Consider the following 26,268-nt stretch of genomic DNA (forward strand, 5'->3'; position numbering starts at 1 on the left):
CTAAAACAGGATTACTCATGTCCTTTGCTTCCCTCGGTCTCTCCGAGGCTTTAGTCCGCGCCATCGAGGCAGCGGGCTATACCGAGCCTACTCCGGTGCAACAGCGGGCCATTCCCGCCGTGTTGCAAGGTCGCGACCTGATGGTTGCGGCTCAGACAGGTACTGGTAAAACCGGCGGTTTCGCCCTCCCGATCCTGGAGCGGTTGTTTCCCAACGGTCACCCGGACAAATCCCAACGTCACGGCCCGCGCCAACCGCGCGTACTGGTCCTGACCCCAACCCGCGAACTCGCAGCCCAAGTGCACGACAGCTTCAAGCTGTATGCCCGCGACTTGAAGTTCGTCAGCGCCTGCATCTTCGGCGGCGTCGGCATGAACCCACAGGTTCAGGCCATGTCCCGTGGTGTCGACGTGCTGGTAGCCTGCCCGGGTCGCTTGCTCGACCTGTGCGGCCAAGGCAGCGTCGATTTGTCCCACGTGGAAATCCTCGTGCTGGACGAGGCCGACCGCATGCTCGACATGGGCTTTGTCCATGACGTGAAAAAAGTCCTCGCCCGCCTACCGGCCAAACGGCAGAACCTGCTGTTCTCGGCAACGTTCTCCCAGGACATCACCGCCCTGGCCGGCAAGCTGCTGCATAACCCGGAACGCATCGAAGTCACGCCGCCGAACACCACGGTCGAGCGTATCGAGCAACGCGTGTTCCGCCTGGCCGCCAGCCACAAGCGCTCGCTGCTGGCGCACCTGATCACCCACGGCGCGTGGGAACAGGTGCTGGTGTTCACCCGTACCAAGCACGGCGCCAACCGCCTGGCCGAGTACCTGGACAAGCACGGCCTCACCGCCGTCGCCATCCACGGCAACAAGAGCCAGAACGCACGCACCAAAGCCCTGGCCGACTTCAAGGCCGGCAGCGTGCGTATCCTGGTGGCCACCGATATCGCCGCACGCGGCCTGGATATCGACCAGTTGCCACACGTGGTCAACTTCGAGCTGCCAAACGTCGATGAAGACTATGTGCACCGTATCGGCCGTACCGGCCGTGCCGGTCGTTCGGGCGAGGCCATTTCGTTGGTCGCGCCGGATGAAGAAAAGCTGCTGAAAAGCATCGAACGCATGACCAAGCAGAAAATCGCCGATGGCGACCTGATGGGCTTTGATGCCAGCGCCGTGGAGGCCGAGAAGCCAGAAGCGCGCGAGCGTCCAGACGTGCGCAACCCTCGCAACCCACGCGGTCCGAAGGGCGATGGCCCGAACGGCGGTGGTGGTGGCGGTGGTCGTCGCGACAAAGGCAAGGACAAGGGCAAGGAAAAAACCGCGAGCAGCAGCCGTGGCGAACGCCCGGCTCGTGAGCAGAAGCCCCGTGAAGGCACACCGGCCCGCGAACAGCGCCAGCCGAGCCAGCCACCACGCGCCGCGGCCGACCGCGCCCCGGACGAGTTCCTTGACGACGATATCGATAACTTCGGTAACCGCGTCGACTACGTGCCCCAGGCCAAACCGGCCCAGGGCCGTGGCCGTCGTCCAGGGGCTCCTGCCCAGGGCGCAGGCGCTCCACGTAGCGGCCAGCCACAGGGCGGTCGCCAGAACGCCCCGCGCAACAGCAGCGGCGGCACCACTGGCACCCCGCCTGCCAAGCGCAGCGGCCCGCGTAATGGCGCACCGCGTGACGGCCAGGCCCGTCGCGAAGATTCACGCAGCAACAACCGCCGCCCTGCCCGTGACGATCAGCCTCGCTCGTCCGAGCCTGCAGTACAAAACCCACGGGGTGGCCCGGCGCCGAAGATCATCCACAAGGAGTCGAAAGCGGATCGCTTCCCGACACCTGAGCAGTTGGATCAACTGCCAGGCCGCCCTCGTGGTGAGAAACCAGCGCTGCTGACTCGCAACCGCGAAGCATAAAAAAAACCCGTATCGTGAGATACGGGTTTTTTTTGCCTGTAGGAGCTAGCTCGCGAAGGTCGTCAACGATAACGCGGGCATCCTGGTTTAACGCGGTGTCCTTGCGGCCTTCGCGAGCAAGCTCGCTCCTACATACGAAGCATTACTTCGCTTTCACACCTTCAAACGTGATGTACAACTGCACGTTGTCAGACTGTGGACCTACGTCCATGCCGTCCTTGTTGAATTCCTTGCGGCTGATGTTGGTGGTGCCTTCGAAGCCGGCACGGTAGCCGCCCCATGGATCCTTGCCTTCGCCCAGGAACGTGGCTTTGACCAGGATCGGCTTGGTCACGCCGTGGAAGGTCAGGTCCCCGGTCACATCAGCAGTCAGCTTGCCATCAGCATTTTTGCCAGTTGGCTTGACGCTGGTGGAAACGAACTTGGCATCAGGGAATTTGCCCGACTCCAGGAAGTCCTTGCTGTTGACGTGCTTGTCGCGCTCGGCGTGGTTGGAGAACACGCTGGCAGTACGCACGTTGACTTCAATCTTGGCGTCTTCGGGCTTGGCGGCGTCAAAGCTGAACTTGCCATCCAGGTCCTTGAAGGTTCCGGTGATGTAGCTGTAGCCCAGGTGGCTGATTTTGAAGTCGACGAAGGCGTGCTGGCCTTCCTTGTCGATTACGTAGTCAGCGGCCATCGCCGAACCTGCGGACAGCAGGGCAGAACCGATTGCCAGCGCAGCGAGTGTTTTTTTCAACATGCTTTCTATTCCTTGTGAGTCGAGGTTGAACATCAGGCTTTGCGTCCCAGCATTCGCGCAAGGGTCGCATCACGATCGATAAAATGGTGTTTCAGTGCCGCCACGCCGTGCAAGCCGGCGAAGACCACCAACACCCAGGCCAGGTACAGGTGCACCCAACCCGCGGTATCTGCCTGGTCCGGTAGACCGGAAACCACGGCAGGAATTTCAAACAGGCCAAACACCGGGATACCGACACCGTCTGCGGTGGAAATCAGGTAACCGGCAATCATCACGGCAAACAGCCCGACATAAAGGAACGCGTGCCCAAACGCGGCGCCGATCCGCGTCATGCGGCTATAGCTGGCCAGTGGTGGCGGCGGCGGGCTGACCAGGCGCCAGACGATCCGCACCAGCATGATGGCGAACAGCGTGATGCCAATGCTCTTGTGCAAGTCGGGCGCATCTTTGCGCCAGGCGCTGTAGTAATCGAGACCGACCATCCACAAGCCCAGGGCAAATAAACCGAACACCACCAGGGCTACGCCCCAGTGCAGAACCATGCTGACCCAACCATAGCGGGCCGGCGAATTACGTAGCTGCATGTACTTAATCCCGTAAGAACTGTGCCCAAGACTAGCGCTTTACCTATCGAATTAAAGCGGAAAATTTTGCTTTGAAATATCGAGAAATACGATAAAGAGGCTAGGCATCATAAATTAACAAGGGATTAAGACTATCCCTGGGAAACGTGACAGACCGTCCTGCATTTACTGCGAATTTCCCCACAATGGCTTGTGACCCGAGCCACCATTGCATAGGCTTGCGCGATTGTTTCGCCTGTGCCCGCCGCAGGACCGCTTCGAGGAGATCACCGATGGGCTTGAACAACCAGTGGATGCAACGCGACCTCGCGGTGCTGTGGCATCCCTGCACCCAGATGAAAGACCACCAGCAACTGCCGCTGGTGCCCATCAAGCGCGGTGAAGGCGTATGGCTGGAAGACTTCGAAGGCAAGCGCTACCTCGATGCCGTCAGTTCCTGGTGGGTCAACGTATTCGGCCACGCCAACCCACGGATCAACCAGCGTATCAAGGATCAGGTCGATCAGCTGGAGCACGTGATCCTCGCCGGTTTCAGCCATCAACCGGTGATCGAGCTGTCCGAACGCCTGGTCGCGATGACGCCCGAAGGGCTGACCCGCTGCTTCTACGCCGATAACGGTTCGTCCTGCATCGAAGTGGCGCTGAAGATGAGCTTCCACTACTGGCTCAACCGCGGCCAGCCGAACAAAAAGCGCTTCGTCACCCTCACCAACAGCTACCACGGCGAAACCATCGCCGCGATGTCGGTGGGCGACGTGCCGTTGTTTACCGAGACCTACAAGGCGCTGCTGCTCGACACTATCAAGGTGCCGAGCCCGGACTGCTACCTGCGCCCCGAAGGCATGAGCTGGGAAGAACACTCGCGCACCATGTTCCTGGCGATGGAACAGACCCTGGCCGAACATCACGACACCGTTGCCGCCGTCATTGTCGAACCGCTGATCCAGGGCGCCGGTGGCATGCGCATGTACCACCCGGTGTACCTCAAGCTGCTGCGCGAAGCCTGCGACCGCTACGGCGTGCACCTGATCCACGACGAAATCGCCGTGGGCTTCGGCCGCACCGGCAGTATGTTTGCCTGTGAACAAGCCGGCATCCGCCCGGACTTCCTGTGCTTGTCCAAGGCCCTTACCGGCGGTTACCTGCCGCTGGCCGCGGTGGTTACCACGGAAGACGTCTACAGCGCGTTCTACGATGACTACCCCACACTGCGCGCCTTCCTGCACTCCCACAGCTACACCGGCAACCCGCTGGCCTGTGCGGCGGCGTTGGCAACGCTGGATATCTTTGAAGAAGACAACGTCATCGAGAACAACAAGGCCCTGGCCCAGCGTATGGCCACCGCCACCGCGCACCTGGTGGACCATCCTCACGTGTCGGAAGTGCGCCAGACCGGCATGGTGCTGGCCATCGAGATGGTGCAGGACAAAGCCACCAAGGCCGCCTACCCGTGGCAGGAGCGCCGTGGCCTGAAGGTCTTCGAGCACGCGCTGGAGCGCGGTGCGCTGCTGCGGCCGTTGGGCAGCGTGGTGTATTTCCTGCCGCCTTATGTAATTACCCCCGAGCAGATCGACTTTCTGGCCGAGGTGGCCAGCGAGGGGATCGATATCGCCACCAACAGCAAGGTCAGTGTGGCGGTGCCGAAAGATTTCCATCCAGGCTTCCGTGATCCGGGTTGATTGCCTAAATCCTTGTAGGAGCGAGCTTGCTCGCGAAGGCATTCCAGGCGCGCCGCTGCGCCTACATAAACTTCTTCAGAGAACAGAAATGAGACTGTCCCGCTTTTTCACCGACACCCCGCTGAGCCTCGGCGATCACGAACTGCCCGAAGCCCAGGCGCATTACATCAGCCGTGTGTTGCGCATGGGTGAAGGCGATGCCGTGCAACTGTTCGACGGCTCTGGCCAGGAGTTTAGTGGCACCTTGCTGGAAGTCGGTAAAAAACGCGTCACCGTGCAACTCACCGATAGCTTTGCCGGCCAAGCCGAATCGCCCCTGCATATTCACCTCGGCCAGGGCCTGTCCCGGGGCGAGCGCATGGACTGGGCGATCCAGAAGGCCACTGAATTGGGCGTCAACGCGATCACACCGATCTTCAGCGACCGCTGCGAGGTACGCCTCAAGGACGAACGCGCCGACAAGCGCTTGCTGCACTGGCGCCAGGTGGCAATCAGCGCGTGCGAGCAATGTGGGCGCTCAACGGTGCCGGTGATTCACCCTCCGCTCTTGCTGGCAGACTGGCTCAAGCAAACCGAGGCGGACTTGAAGCTGGTGCTGCACCCGGTGGCAGAGCCGATGATCAGCCACGCCAAGCCATCGAGCCTGGCGTTCTTGATCGGTCCCGAAGGGGGGCTCACCGATAATGAAGTCGCGACCGCCCAAGACGCCGGCTACCACGCCGCTCGCCTCGGCCCGCGGGTGTTGCGTACCGAGACCGCCCCCGTCGTCGCACTCTCCGTCGCCCAACAACTCTGGGGCGACTTCTAACCTCACCCTGTAAACCCAATCAACTGTGGGAGCTGGCTTGCCTGCGATAGCGGTGTTTCAGGCAGTTAATTTACAACTGACAGACCGCTATCGCAGGCAAGCCAGCTCCTACAGTTTTATCGGGTTACCCAAGGCTTACTCCACTGGGTCACTCACCGGCTTGGCGATGATCGCTTTCAACTCGCTGGTCATCGGGAACTCCAGGTTCAAGCCCTTGGGCGGAATCGGCTGCTCGAACCAGCGCTGGTAAATCCCGTTGATCTCTCCCGAGCGGTACAGCTCGCCCAGGGTTTCGTTGACCACCGCGAGAAACTGCGGGTCATCCTTGCGCACCATGCAGCTGTAAATCTCCCGTGATTGCTCCTCGCCCACCACCACCCAATGATGCGGGTCCTTGGCCTTGGCGCGCTCGCCGTAGAGCAACGCGTCGTCCATATAAAACGCTACGGCCCGGCCAGTCTCGAGTATCTTGAACGCTTCGCCATGGTCCTTGGCGCTGATCACGAACATATTGGCTTTGTGTTCAGCGTTATAACTTTTGAGAAAGCGCTCATTGGTGGTACCGGCAGTGGTCACCACATTCTTGCCCGCTAGGTCGGCAAAGCCTTTGATCCCGCTGTCCTTGGCCGTCAGCAACTGGCCTTTTACGTAGATAAACCCGTAGGAGAACGCCACTTGCTTCTGCCGTTCAGCCGTCACGCCGGTTGAGCCGCATTCCAGATCGACAGTGCCGTTCTGCACCAGAGGGATGCGGGTTTGGGACGTCACCAGGTTGTATTTCACCTTGAGGTCGCCCACTGAGGTTTTCTGCTGGATACGCTCGACAATCTTGTTTGCCAGGTCCACCGAGTAGCCCATCGGTTTACCACTGCTATCCCCCACGTAGGAAAACGGCACCGACGCATCGCGGTAGCCCAGGGTGATGGACTTGGCGCTGGCGATCTTGCTCAAAGTGCCCGCCAGCGGCGCTTCGGTTGCATGCGCCTGCGCGCCCCACAAAAGGCCCAGGGTGCAGCCGGTCAACAGGATCTTTTTCATTGTTATTCTCCGTTGGTCTTTGAGGTTATTTACGTATTGCAATCACGCTGATTTCCACCAGCACACTCGGCCGCGCCAGCTCTGCTTGCAAGGTAGTGCGCGTGGGCGCCATGCCTGGCGAGAGCCATGCGGACCAGACATCATTCATCGGTGCAAAACCGGCACCGATGTCCTTCAGGTAAATCGTGGCGTTGAGTAAGTGATCCTTATCGCTGCCCGCCTCGGCCAACAGCGCGTCGATCCTGGCCAGCACTTGCCGGGTCTGAGTAGCCACATCCAGGCCGTCGCCCGGTACCTGGCCCGAAAGGAACACCAGGTCCTTGAACGTCACGGCGCCGCTGAGTCGTTCGTTGCTATTGATTCGGGTAATGGTCATGGCTGCATCCTCAAGCGGCGCGGGGCGTCAGGCCCTGCATATCAATGGAAGGGGGGCGCTGGTCGATCAGCTCGGCCAGCAGTTGGCCGCTGCCGCAGGCCAGGGTGAAGCCCAGTGCGCCATGCCCCAGGTTCAGCCACAGGTTGCGGTAGGCGCTGGCACCGATCAATGGCACGCCCGTCGGTGTTGCCGGGCGCATACCGGCCCATTCGACCGCCTGGGCGTAGTCACCGGCCAAAGGAAACGTTTCCAGCGCCTGACGCTTTATCAACGCCAGGCGCTTGGGCTCAAGACGCGCATCAAAGCCGACAATATCCACCATGGCCGCGATCCGCAGTTGCTCACCTATGCGTGCATAGACGATCTTGCGGTCGTAGTCGGTGATGCTTACGTTCGGTGCTTTGTGCTGCTCGCCGATCGGCACGCTCAGGCTGTAGCCCTTGAGCGGATACAGCGCCAGCGACAAGCGCGGCAATGCCAGCTCGGCACTGCGATGCCCGGCAGCCAATACCAGTTGATCGACCGGCATCACTTCATGGCCCAACTCGATGGCCTGCACCGCACCGTCGGCGTGACGAACCCCGGTAACCTTGCGCCCCAGCAAAAATGTGCAACGCCCGGACGCTTCCAACCTGGCGGCCAGGCGTTGGCAAAAGGCATGACAGTCCGCAACTTCTTCACTGGGCGTATAGATGCCTCCGACAAAATCCCGCGCCGCCAAGGAAGGTTCCAGGCGTTGGCAGTCGGCCATCGACAGTACCTGCTGCTGCAGGATGTCTGTGACGTTGGCGCGCGCACGCTCAAAGGTCCCGGCATTACGGAAGGTCACCAGCTTGCCGTTGCACCGCCAGTCGAAGCCGTCCAGCCGATCGTCGACACGCCATTGCTGCAAGGTGCCTTGGCTCAGGCTCGCCAGCCGCAGCAAGTGGGCAGCGTTGCGCTTGTTCACCGAGCCCCGGCATGCGCCGACGAATGCAGCCATCCAGCGCCATTGCCGGGGGTCGAGGCGAGGGCGCAGCTTGAGCGGAGAGTCCCCACGCAACAGCCACCCCATCGCCTGCAGCGGTACGCCCGCGTCGGCCAGCGGTGCAACATAGCGATAGGACAGCTGCCCACCGTTGGCGAAACTGGTTTCGCTCCCCAGGGTGTCACGGGCGTCTATCACCGTGACCTCGTGGCCTGCCCGCACCAGAGCGTAAGCACTGGCCAGGCCGATGACCCCACCACCGATGATGCAAACCTGCCTCGCCATCCCAGCCCCCGACCGTTGATTAACTGAAGGCCAAGCGTAGGCGCAGGTGACAGGCCACCGACAATGAATAAAGATGGGTCACCTATAAACAAAGGTTATGGACCTGCCATGCGCTTGCGTCATATCGAAATCTTCCAGGCCATTCGCCAGACTGGCTCGATCAGTGCCGCCGCGCAGTTGCTGCACGTCTCGCAACCGGCGGTGACCAAAGTGTTGCAGCACGCCGAATTGCAGCTGGGCTTTGCGCTGTTTCTGCGTGTACGCGGCAAATTGCAACCCACGCCGGAAGCCCTGGCGCTGGAACGCGAAGTCGAGAAAGTCACCGAGAGCTTGCAAGGTGTACGGCGCCTGGCCAAGAGCCTGCGCCGCGCCCCAGGGCAAAGCGTACGCATTGGTGCGATACCCGCGCTGGCCTTGTCGCTGCTGCCTCCAGCGATTCTGGAATGGAAGCGCGAATACCCCGACATGGCTTGCGAGCTGTCCAGCGACCATAGCCGTGAGCTGGTCCAGAAGCTGTTAATGCGCGAAATCGACCTGGCGCTGACCCTCAATTTTTCCGGCCATCCGGGGTTGACCACACAGGTGCTGGCCAATGGCGTGCTGGTTGCATTGGCGTCCAAGGGCTATTGGTCGGCGGCTGAAATCAACCGGCCATTGCCACTGAGCGAACTGGCGGGCGCGCCATTGATCGGGCTCTCCAGTGCCGATCCGCTGGCGACCAAGCTGGACAGCTACCTGGAGAACGTTGATCCACCGCCACGGGTGACCATCTCGGTGCAAACCTATTCCCTGGCCCGGGCGATGGTGGAGTCCGGTGCCGGCTTGACGGTGATCGACCCCTTTACCGCCCTCGGCGCATCGACGGCCACCACCTGTATCCGCACCCTCACGCCCCCCCTGCCGATCACCCTCTACGCCCTGACCCGCGGCGATGAGCCACCGCCGCATATGCTGGCCAAGCTGCTGCAGATTTTCGGCAATCGTGCCTGTGAGTTGCTCGAGCGCCTTTAAAGAGCAGCCACCAGCATTCACAGCACGTAATGCATGATCGCCACAAAATGCAGGAGGCTGCCGCCAATCACAAACAAATGCCAGATGCCATGGGAATGACGCAGGCGATCTTCCAGGGCAAAAAAGATGATGCCCACGGTGTACAACACCCCACCCGCGGCCAACCAGATAAACCCTGCCGTGCCCAGCGCCGCGATCAGCGGCTTGACCGCCACCAGCACGATCCAGCCCATTACCGCGTAGATCACGATGGACAGAATCCGCGCCTCCGAGCGCGGCTTGATCTCTTGCAGGATGCCAATCACCGCCAGCCCCCACACGATCCCGAACAGCGTCCAGCCCCACAGCCCGCGCAGGCTTACCAGGCAGAACGGTGTGTAGCTGCCGGCGATCAACAGGTAGATCGAGAAGTGATCGACCTTCTGCATGATCTCTTTTCGCCGCCCCCGCACGCTGTGGTACACCGTCGACGCGCTGTACAGCACCATCAGGGTAAAACCATAAATCGCCACGCTGACGATTTTCCAGGGGCTGCCGTCCAGGCTCGCCACCACCAACATCCACACGGCGCCAATACACGCCGCGACTGCACCGAGCAAATGGCTCCAGGCGTTGAACCGTTCCCCGTGATACATCTATCGTTGACCTCCCCTCACCGTTGACGACTGTCGGCAAGCCTCCAGCCTTGCGTATCAGAGTGCAAGCGGCGTGTGACGTTCCAGCGACGAGGGCCGCGTTTGCAGGCACAATCGAGCGCAATCGAACAAGAGCCCAAGGCCATGCTGATCGACGAAGAATTCACTCTCAAGAAGCTGGAGATTTTCCTGGCGTTCATGCGCACCGGCAACCTGGCCCGCGCGGCCGCCGAGTTGCAAACCAGCAATGTCAGCGTGCACCGCGCCATTCACTCCCTGGAAAGTGCCCTGCGCTGCCCGCTGTTCAAACACGAGGGGCGCAACCTCACCCCGCTGGAAAGCGCCTACGTGCTCGAAGAGCGTGCGCAAAAACTGGTGGCTGATGTGGTCGACAGCGTGCGCCTGACCCGCGAAGCCGCCGGGTTCTCGGCCGAACGCTTCAAGCTCGGCTCGCTGTATTCGCTGACGGTCAAGACCGTGCCGCAGTTGATCATGGGTCTGAAAATCAGGCGCAGCGAACTCAATATCGACCTGATCCTGGGCTCCAACTTCGACCTGCTCTACAAGCTCAAGAACATGGAGGTCGATGCGATCCTCATCTCCCTGGACGATCACGCCACCGATTCGGATTGTGAGCAGATCGCGCTGTTCAGCGATGACATCTTCCTTGCCACGCCGGCCGACTCCCCCTTGGACCGCAATCAGGAAATCGACCTGGCCGATGTACGGGATGCCACCTTCATCACCCTCACCCAGGGCTTCGCCACCCATCAGGACGGCAACCGGGTGTTTAAACAGGCAGGGTTCGAACCGAAGGTGGCGATGCAGGTAAACGACATCTTTACCTTGCTGAGCATGGTCAGTTCAGGGGTGGGTTATGCGCTGCTGCCAGGACGTATCGCAGCGGTGTATGAGAACCGCGTGAAGCTGATACCGCTGCAGCCCAGGTATCGGTTGCAGCAGCAGATCGGTGTGGTGTTTTTGAAAGCCAAGGAGCGCGACCCGAACCTGCTGGCGTTGTTGGCAGAGTGTCGGATGTATGCCAATCGCCAAAGCTGAGGACGATTGCTCCCACGCTCTGCGTGGGAGCGCAGCTTAGGACGCTCCGCGTCCGCTTTTTGACCGTGACGCAGAGCGTCACAAGAGGCGTTCCCACGCGGAGCGTGGGAACAATCATCCCCCGTCAGCCCACCAACCCACGCATCAGCAAAAACAACAACGACGGCCCCAACAAACACCCCAGCGCCGTATAGAACGCCGCCGTCAGACACCCATAAGGCACCAGCTTCGGATCAGTCGCCGCCAGGCCGCCCGCCACACCGCTGGAGGTGCCCATCAAGCCACCGAAGATCACCGCGCTGCGTGGGTTGTTCAGCCCGATCAGCGGCGCTACGAACGGCGTCATCACCATCACCAGAATGGCCTTGATCAACCCCGCGGCAATGGACAGCGCCATCACCTCGGAGCTGGCCCCAATCGCCGCACCGGTCACCGGGCCGACGATATAGGTCACGGCCCCGGCACCGATAGTGGTGAGGCTCACCGCATCGGTGTACCCGAACGCCATCGCCACCCCGACCCCGGCAACGAACGACGAGCCCACGCCGACAAACAGCGCCAGTACACCCACGTAGCCGGCGCGTTTGAGCTCATCGACACTCACGCCAAACGCCGTGGCGACAATGGCAAAGTCGCGCAGCATCGCACCGCCCAGCAGGCCGATGCCCGACAACAGTGGAATATCCACCACGCCCTTGGAACCACCGGTAAACGCACCGCCCACATACGACAGCGCCAACCCCAGCAGAATGGCAATGGCCGAACCATGCAGGCGGCCCTTGGTGAAGGTATCGGAGATCCAATAAGACACCCACATGGTCAGGCCGATCACGGCGAAACCACTGATCAAGCCGTAGCCGGTGATCACTTTCATCATCGATTCGTACATGGCGATCACCCGGCTTCTTTGGTGGGAACAGGAGCAACCGGCTCGCGGTTACCGATACGCACCAGCACGGGCACCAGGGCAAAGCCGAGCACCACGGCGAGGGTCCCGGCCAGAATCGCCATAGGCCCACCGCTGATGGCGCCATACACGTTTTGCTGGGCAGCCATCGCCACCACAATCGGGATATACACCGCCGCCCAGAAACTCACGCCTTGCTCTGACTTGCCGGTAAACAGGCCGCGTTTGCTCAGGTAGCTGCCCAGGCCGATCAACAGCAGCATGGCAATACCCACCCCGCCGACGTTGGCCGGGATACCCAACAGCTTGCCAAGCAGTTCACCCACCAACAGCCCTGCCAACGTGCAGAACGCCAAAAAAGCCACACCGTAGATAATCATGGTTGTTGTCCTCAAAGTGCTCGTTCGAAATTGTTGTTTTTGTGCTTCGAAAGCCTTGGGTACTGCGTTATCGGTGGCGGCGCTCCTCCTCTTGCAGCAGGGCCTGCAAGGTGTCCAGGCGGGCGCCTTCGCAGGCGATCACCGTGCCTTGTTCAAAAACACGGCGTGACAGACCGGTGAGCACCGCGCCCGGAGGCAGTTCGATTTGCAGTCGCACACCGCGCTCGTAGGCGCTCTGCACCGTGCCGCGCCAATCGACAACGCGGCACATATTGAAGGCCAGGTCGTCACGCAGTTGTTCGGGGTTGTGGATAGGTCGCGCGCGGGTGCTGCTCAGGTAAGTGATGCGCGGCGCCTTGAGTGGGACGAAGGCTTGGAACAGTGCCTGGGCGGGTTGCTCCAGCAACGGGCAGTGAGACGGCACGCTGACCGCCAGGCGCTTGGCGATGCCGTTGCCTTTGATGCGCTCGGCAACCCGCTTCATCCCCTCGTTGCTGCCGGCGATGACGGTCTGGTTATCGGCATTGATATTGGCCAGGTACACCGGCGTTTGCGCGTTGTGGATATCCGCCAGCAGCGCTTCGACACTGGAGAGATCAGGGCCGATCAGCGCCGTCATGCCATAGCCCTGTGGATAAGCCTGCTGCATCAGTCCGCCCCGCAGGCTGACCAGTTTTATCGCATCAGCAAAACCCAGGGAGCCGGCGATCACCGCAGCCGGGTAGGCGCCGATGGACAGGCCCGCCACGTAATCCGGCGTGCACGCCAATTGCCGGGCATGGGCCACGCCGGCGATCAACAGGCACAGTTGCACAGCCCGCGTCGATTCCAGCGCCTGCGCCGAGTCGAGCAGACGAACTTCTTCACCCAGGGCATCACTGGCCTCTTGCAGAATGTCGGCCGGCAGCCCCTGGAGCATGCCGCTGCGTTGGGCGCCCTGCCCCGGAAACACCAGAAGGCTGCTCATGCCACGGTCTGCCAAGGGTCGAGCACAAGGTGCGCACCGCTGACGGTCTTGAGCAGTACACGGCGTGAGGGCCCGGCCCATTCGCGCAAGGCGACGGCGCCGAACGGGGTTTGCAGTTGCAGGTCGACGGCGCAGGGCGCGGTGTCCAGGATCGCCAACAACGCTTGCGCCTCGCTACGACCTAAAGGATTGGGCGTGCACAGAATCAAATCCAGGTCACTGTTGGCATGCAGCGCTTCAATGCCACTGGCCAATTCAAACCCGGCACTGCCGCTGACGCCCCAGTCTTGCTGCGCCAGCACCGGCCGCAGTTGATCGAGGGCCCGCAGCGCCGGTAAATCCCGTGGTGAGAGCACCTCGCGCAAGGCTTGCGGCACCACCCGCCGATGCACCGCCGCCACAGGCATCCGGGCGGCAAAACGCTGCTCACGCAAACGCCCACGCACACCGACCGCCACATGGCCCGGCTCGGCGATGGCACGCCGCACCACCACCGGATGCCCGGCACGGATCGCGTCCCGCACCCAGACCGGGGCATCGGCAGGCAGATGCGCCAGGGTCATGCCCCAGAGCAAATCGTGGGCGTTCACCATTGCTCCCGCAACAGCTGGCGCACATGGCTGGAGGCGGCTCGGTTGGTGGCGCCGAGGCGTGAACTCAAGTCGGTACTGCCGATATCCTTGACCGCCTGCACCAGGCAATCGCTGACCCGCGCCACGTCATCCGCCGTGGGTTGTTCAATCTGGGTGACTGACAACGTCTCCCACAGCAATCCCAGGCTGGCATAGCTGTCGATGTCATAGGCCATCGGCGGCACGCTGGCGGCCAGGGTTTCCAATTCTTCGACGCTGCGCAAGGTCACCCGGGCGGCCGAGGCTTTGCCCATGGCATGCACCATCACGCCGGGGTCGCGCAGGGCAATCAGGCGATTGGCCTGGTAGCCGTGGGCGAGGAACGCGCCCGACATGGCCTTGCCCACCAGCAGGGCGATCACCGGGTGGCCGGCAAGCCGAGCGCGTGCGTAGCTGTCAGCCGCGGCGGCCAGGGCCTGATGAATGCCCAGGGCTTCTTCGCGGCGGCCATAGGCTTGGCTGGGTACGTCGACGATAGCGATGATAGGACGCTTGTCACCCCGGGCGATGGCTTCGTCCACCACCTTGGCCAAGCCCCAGCCTTCCAGCAGGCCGACTTCGCCATTGCGGGCGCGGGGGAAGCGGTTGTGCGGGTCGGGAACCACGGCGATATAGCGCACCGCCTGTTCACCCAAGACTCCATCCGCCACTTTCAATGAGCCCGGCAAACCTTCGACCGGCGTTGCGTTGGCGCTCAACGCGTTGAACCACTGCAAGCCTCTCATGAGCGTTCTCCCTCATACAGCGCGCGAACAGTGGCCGGCTCGATTTGCGCGCTCGCGTCCAGTTCGGCCAGGCGTGCCAGGTAAAAATCAGCGCGCCGGCTACGCGGTTGTGCGGGTACACCTTGCTGCAACAGTGTGCTGACGGTCTGCTGGATCTGCGCCACATCGTCCGCCACATAACGGTCGGCCAAGCCGCTGTTGAAGCGTTGCTCGCCACCGGTAAGGCTCCAGATAAAGGGGCGGTCACGGGAGTCGTATTCCTCCAGGCCAGCCTCCTGCTCAATCACCTGGGGGCCATTCAAGCCCAGGCGTGCTTCGCGAGTGACCACCAGGTAGCTGCACAAGCCAGCCGCAATGGACATGCCCCCAAAGCAACCGACACTGCCGGCCACCACACCGATCACTGGCTGGTACTGGCGCAGGTCGACAATCGCCGCGTGAATGTCGGCAATGGCGGCCAGGCCCAGGTTGGCTTCCTGCAAGCGCACCCCACCGGTTTCCAACAGCAACACGGCGCAGGTGGGGATGCCGTTGCGGTTGTCTTCGGCGGCCAGCTCCAAGGCGCCCGCGATTTTTGCGCCGCCAACTTCACCCAGGCTGCCGCCCTGGAAATTGCCTTCGATCGCGGCAATCACTACAGGCTTGGCGCCGATGCTGCCCTTGGCGATCACCACACCGTCATCGGCCTGGGACACCACGCCTTGGCGGCTGAGCCACGGCGACATGACCCGCTGGAACGGGTCAATCAACTCGCGGAACGTGCCCGCATCCAACAGCGCCTTGGCACGCTGCCGGGCGCCAAGTTCGACAAAGCTGTGTTTAGCGAGTAAGTCAGTCATGGCCGATCTCCTCGAAACCTTGCTCCAGGCGCAAGCGCACCACACCGGGCGTGGCACCGAAGTCGTGGATATCAATGTTCAGGGCCGGCGGCGTCTGCTCCTGGAAGATGCGTTCGAACAGGTGCTGCCAGCGTTGCTGCGCGCCATTGACCGAGGTTTGCACCTGGATGGTCAAGGTGCCGGGCGTGCCCGGCTCCAGCAGCACTTCCAGGTCGCCCGAGCCGACGCAACCCACCAGCGCACGGCCTTTGGGGGGCTGCCCGGCGGGGAATTCAAAGGACAAGGTTTCCATCACAACGCTCCGTCGAGGCGGTCGATAAACAGGCAGGCGGCCAACAGGTCGGCGGCGCCACCGGGGGAGGCATTCAAGGCCAGCAGTTGCAGGTCCAGCTCATGCAGTTGGCGGCGTCCGGCCAGGGTTGCGCTGCCACCGGCGTCGAGCACGGCCTGGGCGCCCTGTTGCATGGTGGCCAGGCCTTCGGTACCGGCGCGGTAGAGCACGCAGGTGTCTGCCAGGTCCGTCATGATCGCCAGCAAAGCATCCAGGCGGGCGTTCTGCTCACCGGCGTTTTCGCGGCGGCTCTTGTGCAGTTGCGGCAGGCCGCGTTGAATCACCGAAGGGAAGCCGAGCTGGGCTTCTTCACGGGCACCGCGTGCGCCGTAGCGCTGCGCAACCTGGGCCCCATGGCTCATGGGCTGCGGGGCGAAGCGGTCGTTGAGCAGGGCCAGCTTGGCGGCGGTCAGGGTTATGGCACGCGGTTCCAAGGCCGCCGCAGCGGCGAGCAACCCCAGCGCCCAGATCGCACCGCGATGGGTGTTCACGCCCTGGGTGGTGGCGAGCATGGCCTGCTCGCCTTCCCGGCCAATACGCCCGAGCGCCTCGCGCAGGGGCAGGCCGACTTCTCCGATGTCGAGCGCGGCCTCGGCCATTTCCTTGAACATCGGCCACAGCGACAGCGCCGAGGCGTGCATCAGCCCCAGGTGCAAATCGCTGTGGGCGCCGTTGCCGCGCCGGTCTACCAGAGCGGGTTTGGGCGACAAATCCGCTTCGTCGATCAGCGCATCCACGGCCATATCCGCCAGGCGATCGGCCAGGCTCAGTTCATGCTGTTTGAGCGCGCGCATTTACCAGCTCCTGAATTTGGCGGGCGGGTTGTAGAGGCCACCAGACCAGTCCACCAGGTCGGCCACGCTCTTGGCGGCCAACAACTCGCGGGTGGCGTCGGTGCGGCGAATACCCAAGTCTTCGGGCAAGGCAATCAAGCCTTCGCGGCGCATACGCGCAGTGTCCTTGGGGTTGTGGCGCATACCGATGGCGGTCACCCCGGCGACGGCGGCGATCATTGCCTGGCGTTCTTCCAGGGAGCGCGCCTTGTACAGGTAGGCGATGCCTTCTTCGGTGAGCAAGTGGGTGACGTCGTCGCCGTAGATCATGATGGGCGCCAGGGGCATGCCGCTTTTGCGGGCCACTTCCACTGCGTCCAAGGTGTCGACAAAGGTCGGTTTGCCGCCTTCCTGGAAGGTCTCGACCATTTGCACCACGAGTTTTTTGCCGCGTTCAAGCAAGGCCTCAGGCGCATCGTCGTGGCGCATATCCAGCCAGGCCGGTGTGCCATGACGGCGGCCCCGTGGGTCGTGGCCCATGTTCGGCGCGCCACCGAAACCGGCGAGGCGGCCACGGGTCACGGTGCTGGAATGCCCGTCGCCATCGACTTGCAGGGTGGCGCCGATAAACAGGTCCACGGCGTATTGGCCGGCGAGTTGGCAGAACATGCGGTTGGAGCGCATGGAGCCATCGCGGCCGGTGAAGAACACATCCGGGCGTGCGGCAATGTAGTTTTCCATGCCCAGTTCGGTGCCGAAGCAATGCACACTCTCCACCCAACCGCTTTCAATCGCCGGGATCAATGTGGGGTGCGGGTTGAGTGTCCAGTTGCGGCAGATCTTGCCTTTCAGACCCAGGGATTCGCCGTAGGTGGGCAGGATCAATTCGATGGCAGCAGTGTTGAAGCCGATGCCATGGTTGAGCGACTGCACATTGTGTTTTTCGTAGATGCCACGGATCGCCATCATCGCCATCAACACATGCACCGGCTTGATATGGCGCGGGTCGCGGGTGAACAGCGGCTCGATGTAGAACGGCTTGTCGGCCACCACCACGAAATCCACCCAACTGGCGGGAATGTCGACGCGAGGCAAGTCGGTAACGTCGTCCACCAACTGGTTGACCTGCACGATGACGATGCCATCGCTGAAGGCAGCGGGTTCGATCAGCGCCGGGGTGTCTTCGGTGCTGGCGCCGGTGTAGATATTGCCGGCGCGGTCAGCCATGAAGCCGGCAGAAAGCACCACGTTGGGGATCAGGTCCACCACCAGCCGGGCGTAAAGTTCGATGTAGGTGTGGATCGCGCCGATTTCCAGCAGGCCGTCTTCCAGCAACTGGCTGATGCGCAGGGATTGGGTGCCGGCGAAGGAGAAATCGAGCTTGCGAGCGATGCCCTTTTCAAACAGGTCCAAGTGCTCGGAACGCCCGACACTGGGCATGATCATGTGCAAATCGTGGAGCTTGGCCGGGTCGGCCTTGGCCAGGGAGCGCGAAAGGAAGTCGGCCTGCTTCTGGTTGTTGCCCTCCAGCACCACGCGGTCGCCGGGGAGGATCAGGGCTTCAAGGGCCTCGACGATCTTGTCACTGGGCAACACCGCCCCGTCTGCATACTGTTTGAGTAGCCCGAGCCGCCGCTGCTTCTCGTCGCGCCGCCGCGTCCAGCGCGAGTCGGGGGTGATGGTTGTTGTCATGGTCGCTCCACGGGGGGTTGCTGTCGTGGGGCTAACCTTAGGAGTGAAGCGCAAAGGCATCAATCAAGCTGGAGGACGAACCGTTACGCCTGGAGTAACGAAGATCAAACTGTGGGAGCTGGCTTGCCTGCGATAGCTGTAGGTCAGCTACTGAGATGTTGACTGACAGGCCGCTATCGCAGGCAAGCCAGCTCCCACATGGGTCGGTGGTGTTGGTTAGATAGCGGTCCCAAAGAGGGAACGATCAGTCCCTTTTTGGGACCGTTTCAAGTTGCTGGCGACGGGCTGATTTGCTCCAGTGCTCTATCGACCAGCAACTGACCCAGCTCGGCCATTTGCTGAATCCCCAGCATGATGGCGCGCTGGGAAGTGTCCAGGTCGAAGGCTAGGTTGCAGGTGAGTGCGTTGAGGGAGGACAGGGTTTCGCTGGCGTTGACCAGCAGGGTTTCGGTGTCTTGGTGCGGGTTTACGGTGAAGAGGTTGGATGAGGAGGAGTTCGACATGGTATGCGGTTCCTGAATGTCTCATTAAGGAACGCCTTTGGTTCTAGGCGTTTTGTGCGCCTAAACAGGTTTCTCGGACTTGCACGTCCGTGTCACCGTTTTTTGCGATGACGGGACGAAGACTAGGCGTGCGGACCTCTCACCACAAGTTCATGCATAGCCCAAAATCTTGCGGGAAAAATCCTAAGACCACCTCCACCGTCATCCTTCCGATAGTCAGCAAAGAATGCTCCGACAGGCTTTTCGGGTTGTTGCTCGGAACTCGCCTCTCTAGCCTTTTCCATCCGAATCGTGCCACGGGCAGACATCATGAATCCGACCGTTAAACCCGATGCAAGGCCATTGCAGAGTGTGATGCATCACATCACAATCATGCCATGATCGTTAGCTGGAAACATAAGGGACTCAGGGCCTTCTATGAGACCGGTTCAACCAGAGGCATCAACGCAAATCATGCAAAGCGCTTGCGCCGCGTTCTGCTCATTCTGGACAAAGCCGAGCATCCAGATGCACTGGACCTGCCCGGCTGGCGCTTCCATCGTTTGAAGGGCGACCTGCTTGACTACTGGTCCGTCAGCATAAGTGGTAACTGGCGCATTATTTTTCGGATGTTCGACGATCAGGTCGAACTAGTCGACTATCTTGACTACCACTGAGTAGAGGCATCGATATGGGTATGCACAATCCACCTCACCCAGGTGAGATCCTGCTTGAAGATGTGATCCCTGCCTTGGGCATCACCATCACCGAGATGGCGAGACGCCTGGGTTTCGCCCGTGAGACTTTTTCAAGGATCTTGCATGGCCACGCCCCGGTCAGCCCGGATCTTGCCGTTCGGTTGGAACGGGCCGGCGTGAGTACTGCCCAGTTATGGTTGTCGATGCAAAGTGCCTACGACTTATGGCAGGCCGAGCATCGGGAGCAGCCAGTGATTGAACGGTTTGCGCGGATTGATTGAGACCTGGAGATGAGCGCAGCTCAGTGTGGGAGCTGGCTTGCCTGCGATGGCGGTGGGTCAGTGTTTAATGCAGTGACTGAAACACCGCTATCGCAGGCAAGCCAGCTCCCACAGTAGATCTTCATAGGGCTCAGGATCAGGCCAGGCCGGACTCTACCAGCAGCGCTTCAAGCCCCATCAAATCGGGCACCTTCGCCACCTGCTCGCCCACTTGCACCGCCGCCAGTTCCAGCGGGCACAGGGGGACGTCCACGTAGCTCAATTCGCTGTCGAGCTTGTACGAGCGGGGAATACCCTGGATCACCAGAGCAATGAACTTCAAGGTCGGCCGCCCGCCCAGTGCATTCAACACCACGATGCGCGAGCGTTCGCCCGTCATGCTGGCTTCGCCGCAGGCCGCTTCAAAGCTGATCAGCGGAATCTGTCGATCGCGCCACGTGACCTGCCGCAGGTACCACGGCGGCGCGTCACTGGCCGGTTCGCCGCGCTGAAAGTCGATCAGTTCGGCGACGGCAACGTTGGGCAACACCAGGTGGCGGTCGGCCAGGGGCAGTAGCAGGCCGGTGAGTTGGCTGGTGCGGTGTTCAAGCATGGGACTTGCTCCAATAGGCGATGCTCTCCAGCAGCACCGACTCTTGGTACGGCTTGCCGAGGTAGTCGTTGACGCCAATGGCCATGGCGCGGTCGCGGTGTTTCTGGCCGGTGCGTGAGGTGATCATGATGATCGGCAAGCGCATCAGGCGTGGGTCGTTGCGTATCTGAATGGCCACTTCGAAGCCGTCCATGCGCGGCATTTCGATGTCGAGCAGCATCAGGTCCGGGGTGTGTTCTTCCAGGATGGCGAGGGCGTCGATACCGTCCTTGGCGGTGAGCACGTTCATGCCGTTGCGCTCCAGCAGGCGGCTGGTGACTTTGCGCACGGTGACCGAGTCGTCCACCACCAGCACCAGCAGCGGGCGTTTTTTCAGTGGGTCGTTGAGGACCAGCGGCGCATCCACTGCCTGGGCCGGCAAGGCCGGTTGCCGAGCGCGGATGTGCGCCAGCAGGTCGATGATCAGCACCACATGGCCGTCGCCCAGGATGGTCGCGCCGGTCACGCCCTGCACCCCGGAGAATTGCGGCCCCAAGCCCTTGACCACGATCTCGCGGGTACCGGCCATGGCATCCACGTGCACCGCCACGCGGCGTTCATTGCAATGCACCAGCAGCACCGGCACAGGCTGGTACTGGCCCAGCAGTTTCGGGCGGCTGGCGGTGTGCAGCAGGTCGCCGAGGTAGAACAACTCGTAGCGCTGGCCGCCATATTCATAGTGCGCCGGGTCTTGCTGGTAGTGCCCCGCCAACTCGTGGGGCAGCACGCGCACCAGGCCTTCGATGGTGTTGAGGGGAATCGCGTATTGGTCGTCCGCGCAGTGCACCATCAGCGCACGATTGACCGACACGGTAAACGGCAGGCGAATGCGAAAATGCACGCCCATGCCCGGCGTCGAGTCGATCACCATGGAGCCGCCGAGCTGGCGCACTTCTTCATGCACCACGTCCATGCCCACGCCGCGCCCGGAAATCTGGGTGATTTTTTCGGCGGTGGAAAAGCCCGGCTGCAGGATGAACTGCAACACGTCACGGTCGCTGATCTCTTGATGGGGCGCGAGCAGGCCGCGCTTGATCGCCTTGCGTCGCACCGCTTCAAGGGGCACGCCGGCGCCGTCGTCGCGCATGTCGAAGACGATGTCGCCGCCTTCGTGGGTCAGGTCCAGGGTGATGCGGCCCTTCTCCGGTTTGCCCGCCGCCAGCCGCACTTCGCGCGACTCCAGGCCGTGGTCGACGGCGTTGCGCAGCATATGCTCCAAGGGTGCCGCCATGCGCTCCAGCACATTGCGGTCCATCTCGCCTTCGGCATTGCCGACGATAAACTCCACGTCCTTGCCCAACTCGCCCGCCACTTGCCGCACGATGCGCTTGAGGCGTGGCAACATGCGCTCGAAAGGCACCATGCGCGTGCGCATCAGGCCTTCCTGCAACTCGGTGTTGATACGCGCCTGTTGCTGCAGCAGGTTGTGGGCATCCTGGTTGCGGCGCTCAAGGGTGTCCTTGAGGTCGAGCAGGTCGGAGGCAGATTCGGACAGCGCACGGGCCAGCTGTTGCAGCTGCGAATGGCGGTCCATTTCCAGCGGATCGAATTCTTCGTAGCCCAGGCGTTCGGCCTCGGCTTGCTGGCGGCTCAGGAGGCGGCCCTGGGTTTCGCTGTCGAGCCGGCGCAGCTGGTCGCGCATGCGCTCGATGGTGGTTTCCATCTCACTCAAGGCAATGCGCGCATCCTTGACTTGCTGCTCGATCCGCCCACGGAAGATCGAGGTTTCGCCGGCGAGGTTGACCAGGTCATCGAGCAAGTCGGCAGAGATTTTCACCATGTCGGCAGCCGGATCGGCGACCGCTTCGGCCTTGCCAGCCGGCAGCGCCACCGGTGTGACCGGCTCATCACTGGGGTGCACCAGGCTCTTGATGCGCTCGATGAGTTTATCCACCGAACCCACCGGCAGACCCTCGGCCACGGCGTCGATCATCTGCGCCAGGCGGTCATGGCAGCCTTGCAGCAGCGCGAACAACTCAGGGGTCGGCGCGAGCAAACCGGCGGACAGCCCTTCGTAAAGAAATTCCAGCTCATGGGCCAGATCGCCGATTGGCCCGATCTCGACCATGCGCGCACCGCCCTTGAGGGTGTGCAGGTCCCGCAGCAGGGTTTCCACTTCCTGGCGATTGCCCGGCTCGCCCTGCCAGCGCACTAACGCGCTGCCTGAGCTGTCGAGGATATCGGTGGCTTCTTCGAGGAAGATATCCAGCAATTCCGGGTCGGCACCCGAGGCGGCTGCCACCGCAGCCGGCGCTGCCGGGCTGCTGGCCTGGCGCAACTCCCGCAACCTTTCGACCAGCTCGGCGCCGTCACTCAAGGGTTGCTGCTGTTGCAGTTCGTCCAACTGTTGGGCCAAGCGTTCGTGGCTGGCCATCAGTGCCTGGGACAGCTCCACGGAATAACTGTAGCGGCGATCCACCAGCCCCTCATAAACGCATTCGAGCTCATGGGCCAAGTCGCCCACCGGGTCGATTTCGGCCATGCGTGCGCCGCCCTTGAGGGTGTGCAGGTCCCGCTGCAACGAGGACAAGGGCGCGGCGTTTTCGGGTTCCAGCAACCAGCGCTTGAGCGACTGCCCGGCGCTGTCGAGGATGTCTACGGCCTCTTCAAGAAAGATCTCGACAATCTCGTCGTCCATCGCGGTGGCGTGATCCAACTGCGCAGTAGCCGCGCCCAACTCGGAGATACTCAGGGCGCGGCTGCCGTCGCTTTTGATCAGGCCCGTGGCGGACGGGTCCAAGGCTTCGTCCAGCAACTCGCGCAACGCCTGCAGCCGTGCGGGCGCGGGGCTGACTTCCTGGCCGGCGGCCAACTGGTCGAGCATGTTGATCAGCGCGTCGTGGGCCTGTTCGGCCTCGTGGAAGAACCGGGCGCTGACCGCCAGGCTGCTTTCTTCTACCGCGCCATACAGGTCGAGCAAGGCCTCGCACAACGCGTCGATAGGGTGCAGGTCGGCAAGGTGAGCGCCCTCGCCCAACGTAGTCAGCTCGTCCAGCAATGCCGTGAGCTCCTGACGGTCGCCGGGGTGCTGCTGCCAGCGGCGCAGCAGGCTTTCGGCGTCGAGCAGGATGTCCATGCCCTGGGCCAGGAAGTTGGTGATCAAGTGCGGGTCACGCTTGACGCGCAGGCCGGTCGTGGGCGCGTCGAGCAAGGCGGCAAGTTGATGCTCCAGCAGGTGTTGGGTGCGGCTGATCACGCTGGCCGCACCGTGGATCGGTGCCAGGGGATTATTGTCCAGGTCACGCACCCCGCGCTGGAACAGCCCCTGTGCCTCAAGCAACAACGCCACTTCGTCCTTGTCCAGCGGCAGGCGGTGGGCCTTGTACTCACGGGTGAGGTGATCCAGCGGGCGCGCCAGCTCGGCGATGGGCAACACGCCAGCCATGTAGGCGCTGCCCTTGAGGGTGTGCAAGGCGCGTTGCAGTTCATCGCTGACCTGCAGCGGCACCTGCTCGGCGGCCTGTTGCAGGAAGTGGCCGAGGCTGTCCAGATGGCCCTGGGCTTCGTTGCGGAAGATCTCCAGCAGCATTGGGTCATGGGGCTCGGCGGTCGACGTTGCAGCGCCACTGGCCAGGGCATGGGCACGGGCGGCCAAGGCGTCGGCTTCATCGCGCTGGCGTTGATCGTCGCTGGCAAAATCGGCGATCAGCTCCGGCAGCAGGGCCACGGTCTCATCCAACACCTGCTGCACCTCAGGGCCAAGGACTAAGCTGCGTTCCAGCACGCGATTGAGCAGGTTCTCCACGGCCCAGGCCAGCTCGGCCAGCACCAGGGCGCGCACCATGCGGCCGCTGCCCTTGAGGGTATGGAAAGCCCGGCGCATTTCGCCCTGGGCGGCTTTGTCCGCGCTGTCGGGCAGGTAGCGATGCAACACGTCGAGGACTTCATCGGTTTCTTCAAGGAAGACTTCGCGCAATTCATCGTCAATCGGTTCCTCGCCGGCCGGCGGCGGCAACAGGCTGCCTGGACGCTGCAAGGCCGGAGGGTTGAGACGTGATGCAGGGCTGGCCAAGGCATCGAATTGGGATTGGTTTGATACGGCCTCGGAGGACAGTGCCCCCTCGGGCGCGACCAGGGCCTGGCGCCAGGGTTTTTCCACCGGCAGGTAGCCCAATGCATTCAAGCCCTGGGTGGCCAACTCCAGCACTTTTTCCCCTGCCGCGTCAGGGTCTTGAAGCATGCGTTCGAGGTAGTACTCCAGGCTACTGACCACCTCGGCAAAATGCGCCAGTTGTGTCGCCGAAGGGGCGGCTTCATTGACCATCAACTGCTCATCGACGTAGTCGGTGCAACCGCGCATCAGGCTCGCCGCACGCGGCAAGGGAATCATCGCCAGGGCACCACGTACCTGGCTCAGCAGCTCGGGCAAGGACTCCAGGCGCTGACGATCCCAATCAGCCTCAATGCAGTCGATCACCAGTTCCTTGGCTTGGCGCAGGCACTGGCACGACTCACGAATCACCAACTGATGGATCTGGGTCAGGTCGGTGGTGGGCAAGCGGCTGTCTTCACGGCTTTGCGGTTCGACAGTGCTGATCATCCCGGCCAACGTCGCTTCGACATACAGCAACGCACCGGCCACATCCATCAACACCGCGTCATTGGGTTCGCGCTGCCCCTGGACCAGGCTCAACACCACAGCGAGTTGGTCGATGATCACTTTGCGCGGCTGGCCGAAACCCAGTACCGCAAGGGTATCGGCGATCTGCCGCAGCGGCGCCAGCAAGGGGTCGAGGTCCTGGGTGTGCTGGCGATCACTGCGCACGAACAGATCCAGGCGCTCCTTGACCCGCACCAGCTCCTCACACAACGCGCCGAGCACCGAGCCCATGGCATTGCGATCCGGCCCGGCCAGCCGTGCACGTTCAGCGTCGACCACGGCGCTGTCGGGCAAGGCTTCGTCCAAGCCGTAGCGTTCCTTCAGGCTTTGCATGCGCGGCGTCGGCCGGGTGACTTTGGCGACGTAGAACAACAGGCTCTTGAGCAACTCGTCCGGCGCCGGCTGGTTGATACCATTGATGCCTTGAACCAGCAGGCGCTTGAGTTGCTTGTCGCTGGCCTTGAGCAGGCTGCGCAGCGCCGGGCTGTTGGCGACCACGCCGGTGAGCATGCCTTCGACCAGCGCCGAGGTGACCTGCCACAACGGCAGCAGCGGCGCACCCTGGCACAGCGCTTCAAGGCGTGCGAACACCCGCGCCATGTCTTCCAGGTTGCTGGGGCCGTGGTCTTCACGCAGCAACCCGGCGAGGGCTTGTTGCAGCAGGTGGCGCCATTGGCGCAACTGCTCATGCAGATCCGGCGTGGCACGTTGGGCCAGGGCTTGCTCAGGCAACGGCTCGATCGACAGCAGTTGCGGGCTGAACAAGCTGGTTTCCGATAGCAGGCTTTCACCACGGGCGCTGCGCAGGTCGTTGAGCAGCGGCAGCACCACCAGTGGCAGGTCGCGGCGGGCACTGTGCACGCGGTCGAGGTACAGCGGCAATTGGCCGAGGGCTTGTTGCAGCAGGCGGATACTTTCATCGCGCTGGCCGACGTGCCCGGCCTGGAGCGCAAGGGCCAGTTCTTCGATCTCTTCGGCCAGCAGCGCCGCGCCGTAGAACTCGACCATTTGCAGCGCGCCATGCACCTGGTGGATACCGGCCAGGCATTGGTTGAGGGCGTCGTCGTCAAGGGTTTCAACGTACGCGTCCAGCGCCGACCGGGCCTGTTTCAGGGTTTCGGCAATATCGCCCTTGACCCATTCGAGGGCCACGTAGTCGTGCCGATCAACCATAACTGCTCCGCTTAGAATTCATGAGTTGCTGGTATCTCACAAACAATGGAGATCCGATGTGGGAGCTGGCTT

At 62.3% G+C, this 26,268-nt stretch carries 25 protein-coding genes; 7 read left to right on the forward strand and 18 right to left on the reverse strand.

Going from position 1 to position 26,268, the window contains the following annotated elements; all coding sequences use genetic code 11:
- The first annotated feature begins 17 nt into the window (after nucleotides 1–17).
- Nucleotides 18–1,901 carry a DEAD/DEAH box helicase gene (locus tag MHH62_RS22665; protein ID WP_014720297.1) on the forward strand — a complete coding sequence of 628 codons (1,884 nt, stop codon included), beginning with the start codon at nucleotides 18–20 and terminating at the stop codon, nucleotides 1,899–1,901.
- A 142-nt stretch (nucleotides 1,902–2,043) separates the two neighbouring features.
- Here MHH62_RS22665 and MHH62_RS22670 read toward each other — a convergent pair whose 3' ends face one another.
- Nucleotides 2,044–2,643, reverse strand: a complete 600-nt coding sequence (locus MHH62_RS22670; protein ID WP_014720298.1) for a YceI family protein — start codon at nucleotides 2,641–2,643, stop codon at nucleotides 2,044–2,046.
- A 32-nt stretch (nucleotides 2,644–2,675) separates the two neighbouring features.
- Nucleotides 2,676–3,227 (reverse strand): cytochrome b, encoded by a 552-nt coding sequence (locus MHH62_RS22675; protein WP_014720299.1) that lies wholly within the window; start codon nucleotides 3,225–3,227, stop codon nucleotides 2,676–2,678.
- A gap of 272 nt (nucleotides 3,228–3,499) precedes the next feature.
- On the opposite strand from MHH62_RS22675, the gene MHH62_RS22680 reads away from it, so the two are divergent.
- Nucleotides 3,500–4,906 (forward strand): adenosylmethionine--8-amino-7-oxononanoate transaminase, encoded by a 1,407-nt coding sequence (locus tag MHH62_RS22680; RefSeq protein WP_032902293.1) that lies wholly within the window; start codon nucleotides 3,500–3,502, stop codon nucleotides 4,904–4,906.
- 88 nt (nucleotides 4,907–4,994) lie between these two features.
- Entirely contained in the window at nucleotides 4,995–5,714 is a 720-nt protein-coding gene (locus tag MHH62_RS22685) for a 16S rRNA (uracil(1498)-N(3))-methyltransferase (RefSeq protein WP_014720301.1), read from the forward strand.
- A gap of 135 nt (nucleotides 5,715–5,849) precedes the next feature.
- Here MHH62_RS22685 and MHH62_RS22690 read toward each other — a convergent pair whose 3' ends face one another.
- The 3 genes from MHH62_RS22690 to MHH62_RS22700 are packed head-to-tail and all read right to left on the reverse strand — an operon-like array spanning nucleotide 5,850 to nucleotide 8,380.
- Nucleotides 5,850–6,752 (reverse strand): transporter substrate-binding domain-containing protein, encoded by a 903-nt coding sequence (locus tag MHH62_RS22690; protein ID WP_339231949.1) that lies wholly within the window; start codon nucleotides 6,750–6,752, stop codon nucleotides 5,850–5,852.
- A gap of 25 nt (nucleotides 6,753–6,777) precedes the next feature.
- Nucleotides 6,778–7,128 (reverse strand): RidA family protein, encoded by a 351-nt coding sequence (locus tag MHH62_RS22695; RefSeq protein ID WP_020301903.1) that lies wholly within the window; start codon nucleotides 7,126–7,128, stop codon nucleotides 6,778–6,780.
- 10 nt (nucleotides 7,129–7,138) lie between these two features.
- Nucleotides 7,139–8,380, reverse strand: coding sequence for a D-amino acid dehydrogenase (locus tag MHH62_RS22700; protein WP_014720304.1), 1,242 nt, complete (start codon nucleotides 8,378–8,380; stop codon nucleotides 7,139–7,141).
- Between the two features lie 108 nt (nucleotides 8,381–8,488).
- Here MHH62_RS22700 and MHH62_RS22705 point away from each other — a divergent pair, with 108 nt between their 5' ends.
- Nucleotides 8,489–9,391 carry a LysR family transcriptional regulator gene (locus MHH62_RS22705; RefSeq protein WP_014720305.1) on the forward strand — a complete coding sequence of 301 codons (903 nt, stop codon included), beginning with the start codon at nucleotides 8,489–8,491 and terminating at the stop codon, nucleotides 9,389–9,391.
- 17 nt (nucleotides 9,392–9,408) lie between these two features.
- On the opposite strand, the gene MHH62_RS22710 is transcribed toward MHH62_RS22705, so the two are convergent.
- On the reverse strand, nucleotides 9,409–10,026 hold the full coding sequence (locus MHH62_RS22710) for a hemolysin III family protein (protein WP_014720306.1): 618 nt from the start codon (nucleotides 10,024–10,026) through the stop codon (nucleotides 9,409–9,411).
- A 144-nt stretch (nucleotides 10,027–10,170) separates the two neighbouring features.
- Here MHH62_RS22710 and MHH62_RS22715 point away from each other — a divergent pair, with 144 nt between their 5' ends.
- Nucleotides 10,171–11,085: a LysR substrate-binding domain-containing protein gene (locus tag MHH62_RS22715; protein ID WP_060766828.1), complete on the forward strand. Its 915-nt coding sequence runs from the start codon at nucleotides 10,171–10,173 to the stop codon at nucleotides 11,083–11,085.
- Nucleotides 11,086–11,209: 124 nt separating this feature from the next.
- Here MHH62_RS22715 and madM read toward each other — a convergent pair whose 3' ends face one another.
- The 10 genes from madM to MHH62_RS22765 all read right to left on the reverse strand — a co-directional run bounded on the left by madM (nucleotide 11,210) and on the right by MHH62_RS22765 (nucleotide 18,834).
- Nucleotides 11,210–11,974, reverse strand: a complete 765-nt coding sequence (gene madM / locus MHH62_RS22720) for a malonate transporter subunit MadM (RefSeq protein WP_003195023.1) — start codon at nucleotides 11,972–11,974, stop codon at nucleotides 11,210–11,212.
- 5 nt (nucleotides 11,975–11,979) lie between these two features.
- A complete protein-coding gene (madL, locus tag MHH62_RS22725) occupies nucleotides 11,980–12,372 on the reverse strand; it encodes a malonate transporter subunit MadL (protein WP_019817741.1) in 393 nt (130 codons plus the stop codon).
- A gap of 67 nt (nucleotides 12,373–12,439) precedes the next feature.
- Nucleotides 12,440–13,339 carry a malonate decarboxylase subunit epsilon gene (gene mdcH, locus MHH62_RS22730; protein WP_020301909.1) on the reverse strand — a complete coding sequence of 300 codons (900 nt, stop codon included), beginning with the start codon at nucleotides 13,337–13,339 and terminating at the stop codon, nucleotides 12,440–12,442.
- Nucleotides 13,336–13,932, reverse strand: coding sequence for a malonate decarboxylase holo-ACP synthase (locus MHH62_RS22735; protein ID WP_020301910.1), 597 nt, complete (start codon nucleotides 13,930–13,932; stop codon nucleotides 13,336–13,338). Before MHH62_RS22735 ends, mdcH begins: the two co-directional genes overlap by 4 nt.
- A complete protein-coding gene (gene mdcE, locus MHH62_RS22740) occupies nucleotides 13,926–14,696 on the reverse strand; it encodes a biotin-independent malonate decarboxylase subunit gamma (protein WP_019817744.1) in 771 nt (256 codons plus the stop codon). The genes MHH62_RS22735 and mdcE overlap by 7 nt, the downstream gene beginning before the upstream one ends.
- The gene (locus tag MHH62_RS22745; protein WP_014720311.1) at nucleotides 14,693–15,535 is read right to left on the reverse strand and encodes a biotin-independent malonate decarboxylase subunit beta; all 843 of its coding nucleotides are present in this window, start codon (nucleotides 15,533–15,535) and stop codon (nucleotides 14,693–14,695) included. Before MHH62_RS22745 ends, mdcE begins: the two co-directional genes overlap by 4 nt.
- Nucleotides 15,528–15,827 carry a malonate decarboxylase subunit delta gene (locus MHH62_RS22750; RefSeq protein ID WP_014720312.1) on the reverse strand — a complete coding sequence of 100 codons (300 nt, stop codon included), beginning with the start codon at nucleotides 15,825–15,827 and terminating at the stop codon, nucleotides 15,528–15,530. Before MHH62_RS22750 ends, MHH62_RS22745 begins: the two co-directional genes overlap by 8 nt.
- Nucleotides 15,827–16,660, reverse strand: a complete 834-nt coding sequence (locus tag MHH62_RS22755; RefSeq protein ID WP_019817745.1) for a triphosphoribosyl-dephospho-CoA synthase — start codon at nucleotides 16,658–16,660, stop codon at nucleotides 15,827–15,829. The genes MHH62_RS22750 and MHH62_RS22755 overlap by 1 nt, the downstream gene beginning before the upstream one ends.
- Complete coding sequence (mdcA, locus tag MHH62_RS22760) at nucleotides 16,661–18,331, reverse strand: malonate decarboxylase subunit alpha (protein WP_339231952.1); 1,671 nt, start codon at nucleotides 18,329–18,331, stop codon at nucleotides 16,661–16,663. It abuts the gene before it with no gap.
- Nucleotides 18,332–18,597: 266 nt separating this feature from the next.
- Nucleotides 18,598–18,834: a DUF6124 family protein gene (locus tag MHH62_RS22765; RefSeq protein ID WP_020301912.1), complete on the reverse strand. Its 237-nt coding sequence runs from the start codon at nucleotides 18,832–18,834 to the stop codon at nucleotides 18,598–18,600.
- Nucleotides 18,835–19,211: 377 nt separating this feature from the next.
- Here MHH62_RS22765 and MHH62_RS22770 point away from each other — a divergent pair, with 377 nt between their 5' ends.
- Both MHH62_RS22770 and MHH62_RS22775 read left to right on the forward strand, forming a co-directional pair.
- Nucleotides 19,212–19,490, forward strand: coding sequence for a type II toxin-antitoxin system RelE/ParE family toxin (locus MHH62_RS22770; protein WP_056783018.1), 279 nt, complete (start codon nucleotides 19,212–19,214; stop codon nucleotides 19,488–19,490).
- Nucleotides 19,491–19,504: 14 nt separating this feature from the next.
- A complete protein-coding gene (locus MHH62_RS22775) occupies nucleotides 19,505–19,792 on the forward strand; it encodes a HigA family addiction module antitoxin (protein WP_020301914.1) in 288 nt (95 codons plus the stop codon).
- Nucleotides 19,793–19,928: 136 nt separating this feature from the next.
- Here the strand turns inward: MHH62_RS22775 and MHH62_RS22780 are convergent, their stop codons facing one another.
- Nucleotides 19,929–20,384 (reverse strand): chemotaxis protein CheW, encoded by a 456-nt coding sequence (locus MHH62_RS22780; protein WP_003195048.1) that lies wholly within the window; start codon nucleotides 20,382–20,384, stop codon nucleotides 19,929–19,931.
- Complete coding sequence (locus MHH62_RS22785) at nucleotides 20,377–26,196, reverse strand: Hpt domain-containing protein (RefSeq protein ID WP_339231955.1); 5,820 nt, start codon at nucleotides 26,194–26,196, stop codon at nucleotides 20,377–20,379. Before MHH62_RS22785 ends, MHH62_RS22780 begins: the two co-directional genes overlap by 8 nt.
- Between the last annotated feature and the right edge of the window lie 72 nt (nucleotides 26,197–26,268).

Origin of the sequence: Pseudomonas sp. FSL L8-0168, from assembly GCF_037976155.1 — a bacterium.
GTDB classification, from domain to species: domain Bacteria; phylum Pseudomonadota; class Gammaproteobacteria; order Pseudomonadales; family Pseudomonadaceae; genus Aquipseudomonas; species Aquipseudomonas paracarnis.